5 protein-coding genes are annotated in these 3486 nt (G+C 56.6%); 3 read left to right on the top strand and 2 right to left on the bottom strand.

Annotated features, from left to right (window positions below):
* The first annotated feature begins 146 nt into the window (after positions 1–146).
* The 3 genes from L6D81_RS29230 (at position 147) to L6D81_RS29220 (ending at position 1369) form a co-directional block, all read left to right on the top strand.
* Positions 147–515 carry a hypothetical protein gene (locus L6D81_RS29230; protein ID WP_011333227.1) on the top strand — a complete coding sequence of 123 codons (369 nt, stop codon included), beginning with the start codon at positions 147–149 and terminating at the stop codon, positions 513–515.
* A gap of 137 nt (positions 516–652) precedes the next feature.
* Complete coding sequence (locus L6D81_RS29225) at positions 653–1081, top strand: glycine zipper domain-containing protein (protein WP_236182994.1); 429 nt, start codon at positions 653–655, stop codon at positions 1079–1081.
* Positions 1082–1204: 123 nt separating this feature from the next.
* Positions 1205–1369: a hypothetical protein gene (locus L6D81_RS29220; RefSeq protein ID WP_236182993.1), complete on the top strand. Its 165-nt coding sequence runs from the start codon at positions 1205–1207 to the stop codon at positions 1367–1369.
* An 86-nt stretch (positions 1370–1455) separates the two neighbouring features.
* Here L6D81_RS29220 and L6D81_RS29215 read toward each other — a convergent pair whose 3' ends face one another.
* Positions 1456–1839, bottom strand: coding sequence for a hypothetical protein (locus L6D81_RS29215; protein WP_236182992.1), 384 nt, complete (start codon positions 1837–1839; stop codon positions 1456–1458).
* The coding region (locus L6D81_RS29210; RefSeq protein ID WP_236182991.1) for an RHS repeat-associated core domain-containing protein at positions 1836–3486 on the bottom strand (1651 nt) is incomplete at its 5' end. The genes L6D81_RS29215 and L6D81_RS29210, both read right to left, overlap by 4 nt.

Raw genomic sequence — 3486 nt, 5'->3', positions numbered from 1 at the left:
ATGGTGAGTGAGTCGGTCTTGATCTACAACCGTGAGCGTCCGCATCTGTCGTTGAAATACAAAACGCCCGATGCGATGCATCGGGCGTTGGGGTGAAACAGGTGTAAACCTATTTCAGGACTAGACATTCTGTTGAGGTTTTCGTCATGCGTTTAACTCTGCCTGCTCTGGTTCTGGGGCTTCTGGTTGCTCAAGGTGCAATGGCTGGCGACGGTACCGCCGCACTGGGTGGCGGTCTTGGCGGCGCGCTGGGTAACGTGGTTGGCCAGAAAATGGGCGGCAGCAACGGCGCGGCCATTGGCGCTGGCCTGGCCGGCGCGGCTGGCGGTGCGTTGGCAGCGAAGAAGGGGGCCCGCACAAAGGCGGCCATTGGCGGTGGTGTCGGTGCAGCGGGTGGTTCGATCATCGGCAACAGCCTGGGTGGCAAGAACGGCGCGACTATCGGTGCCGGCCTGGGCGGTGCTGCTGGCGGCGCAGTGGGCAGCAACTTGTCCAAGGGGCACAAGCGTCACTGATTGCGAATGCATGTCTGAAAAGGCCCGGCTTTATGCCGGGCCTTTTCGTTGCTGAACGTTTTTCCCGAATTCGCCTCCAATGCCACATAGCCCCCTCCGCGGGCGAACCGTCCCGATCCGGGACCTGTGAGGTCTGTATGCGCTCGACTTTAACTGCAACTGCGTTGGTTATAGGACTGTTCGTGGCTCAAGGCGCCATGGCTGCCGGTGATGGTTCCGCGGCTGTCGGTGGTGGGCTGGGCGGTGTACTGGGCAATGTGGTCGGCGGACAGCTCGGCGGCAGCACCGGTGCTGCGGTGGGTGCTGGTGTTGGCGGTGCGGCCGGCAGTGCCGTCGGAGCGAACAAACGCAATCGTACGGAAGCCGCCATTGGCGGTGGCCTCGGTGCCGCTGGCGGTTCAGTGATCGGCAACAGCCTCGGCGGCTCCACCGGGTCGACCATCGGCGCAGGATTGGGCGGCGCAGCGGGTGGTGCGGTCGGCAACAACCTGGGTGACGATGGCGGCAAATCGCACTCCGGCGGTGGTCACAAGCACAAGAACAAACACAAGAATCGTCATCGTTGAGTGATCGGTTCTACAGAAACCCGGCTTTACGCCGGGTTTTTTGTACCTGCGCGTCATGCGCAGGAACGATTGACGGCCATACTTTTCGAACGTCGTATATCAATGCGATTGACGAGGTGCGCCATGACTCCGGAAACCGAAGGCAAGGAAGAAAAAGGCCCGAGCGGATTGCCGTTTATCAATGATCCGGGAAATGAAGATCCGGGGTCGTTGATGGATGATGCGACGGTTCCGCTTTGGGAGGGTGAGGAAGAGCTTGAGTATGAGGATTTTGATGATGATGAGTGATTGCGCTCCTATAAGTTTTTAGGGCCAGGGGTAAGGCCCCATCAGGTTAATGAATTACTGATACTTTCATCCTTCATAATTAATTTTCAGGATTTTATCCATTCGAGGTAGAAGGAACGTTGGAGCTCTGGGTCGTTTGTCAGATTTTCATCTTCATAGTCAAAAATAAAAACAATGTCGTCTAGGGTCGCTTCTTTACCTAATGAAAGTTCGTAGGCTTTTAGTCCTAGTGACATCTGTGAGGACATGCTTGATGTATGGACATTTAGTTTAGATCCTTTGCAGAAAAACGTAACTTCTGGATTGTCTTTTCTTAATAAGCCGAAGCATTTATAGAAGTCGCTGCCCTCATATGTTTTGTAAGTGTTTTCGAGTTTGATCTTTATGGTTTTTGCGCCACTGTCGCACATCAACTCTACGTCTTTTTTTTCGCCCCGTATGCCTATGCATATGATGAATCTCGAGATCATTTGTCTATTGTCCTGTAGGGATTGGGGATTGAATAACCAAATTCTCTGCCGTCATCGATGATAAGAGTAGCGCCTAGAATGTCTTCCCTCTTTATCTTGCTTGGGATGGCGATTTCTTGTTCTCTGCTAAATCTATAAGCAGATCCCAACTCCTTTTTTAAATCATGTCCTGGAATTCTTTTTAGTGTGTAAAGAAATCCAGGTGTTGTGAAGCCGGATGTCGCGAATTCTTTGCCCATGTCTCTGGAAAGCGATGTACTAATAAAATTGCTTGGAGGATAGTCACTATCAATCGAATGAAGGAGCAAGTCATTGCTGAGTCCCTTGCTTGTAAAACCGTTCTCAAAAATCTCTGTCGGATCTCTTTGGTCTCCACGATACAGGTACCTCTGTTCTATTTTTGGAGCAGGTGGCGAAGGGCGCAGTTCGCCACCATGAGTTTTTTTTGCTGGGTCGACTGTTTCCGCTGGGGCTTTGTTACAGCCATTGCCTCCCGGGCATTCGCTCAACCCCAGCGGATCCACCCACCCCGTCGGATTCGGTACATACCGGTACTGATTCAGCCCACCCGCCAGCTTCACCGGATCCGGTGTCAGGTACCGTCCCACGTCCGGGTCGTAATACCGGTGCCGGTTGTAATGCAGCCCGCTTTCTTCATCGAAATACTGCCCCTGAAACCGTAGTGGCTGGTTCAGGTAGTCCTCGGTCGCGAGCTCCAGCGAGGTGACCTTGCCGTAGGCGCTGTATTTGGCTGACCAGACGATCTCGCCGCTGTAGTCGGTCAGTTCCTGCGGGGTGCCGAGGTGGTCGAGTTGGTAGTAGAACGGGCAGGCGCGTTTCGGGCCTTTGCCGTCGAGCATCGCCAGCGGGCGGAAGGTGCCGGGTTCGTAGATGAAGCTGCGGTGTTGTTCCTTGCTGCTTTCGGCGATCAGGTGGTCGCCTTGCCAGAAGAACTCGGTGGTCTGGCCGTCGACGGTCTTGCGGATGCGCCGGCCGAAGGCGTCGTACTGGTAGCTGGCGCTGGTGCCGTCGGGACGGGTCAGGCCGATCAGGCGGTGCTGGCTGTCGTAGCGGTATTCGGTGACAAGCTGTTGCGCGCGGCCGCGGCGTTCGCGGATCAGGTTGCCGAAGGCGTCGTAGTCGTAATGGCGGTCGCCTTGCATCAGCAGGCGATTGCCTTTGATTTGTGTCGGGCCGGGGCGATCCTGCAGCAGCAGGTTGCCGGCCGGGTCGTGGGCGAAGTTTTCCGGCACATCGTCGCGGGTGTGGCGCACGCGGATCAGCCGGTCGAGGGCGTCGTAGGTGTAGCTGCGCTGGCCGTGGCGGGTGTCGGCGATGTGTTCGAGATTGCCGTTGGCGCTGTAGGTAAAGTCGCGGCGGTACAGCGAGTTGCGCTGATGGCCTACGGCGTGGGACTTCAGGCGGCCCTGTTCGTCGTAAGAGTATTCGCTGAGCAGCAGGCCTTGCTGGCGCTGCTGTTCGCGGCCGTTCTGGTAGACGTGACGGGTGAGCAAGGCGCTGTTGAGGTCGATCGCAGTCAGCGCCCCGCCCTTGGCGTAGTGGTAGTCGAGCTTGCTGTTGTCCGGCAGACGCAGGCGGGTGAGTTGGCCGCAGGCGTCGTAGGTGTAGCGCAGGGTGCCCCAGCCC

Source organism: Pseudomonas sputi (assembly GCF_021603585.1).
Taxonomy (GTDB): Bacteria; Pseudomonadota; Gammaproteobacteria; order Pseudomonadales; family Pseudomonadaceae; genus Aquipseudomonas; species Aquipseudomonas sputi.
Note: the sequence above shows the minus strand (reverse complement) of the source record. Positions and strands in the feature narration are given on the sequence as shown.

Coding starts and splice junctions, on each gene's coding strand:
- L6D81_RS29220 (WP_236182993.1), top strand. CDS start 1,205: ATGACTCCGGAAACCGAAGGCAAGGAAGAAAAAGGCCCGAGCGGATTG.
- L6D81_RS29215 (WP_236182992.1), bottom strand. CDS start 1,839: ATGATCTCGAGATTCATCATATGCATAGGCATACGGGGCGAAAAAAAA.
- L6D81_RS29225 (WP_236182994.1), top strand. CDS start 653: ATGCGCTCGACTTTAACTGCAACTGCGTTGGTTATAGGACTGTTCGTG.
- L6D81_RS29230 (WP_011333227.1), top strand. CDS start 147: ATGCGTTTAACTCTGCCTGCTCTGGTTCTGGGGCTTCTGGTTGCTCAA.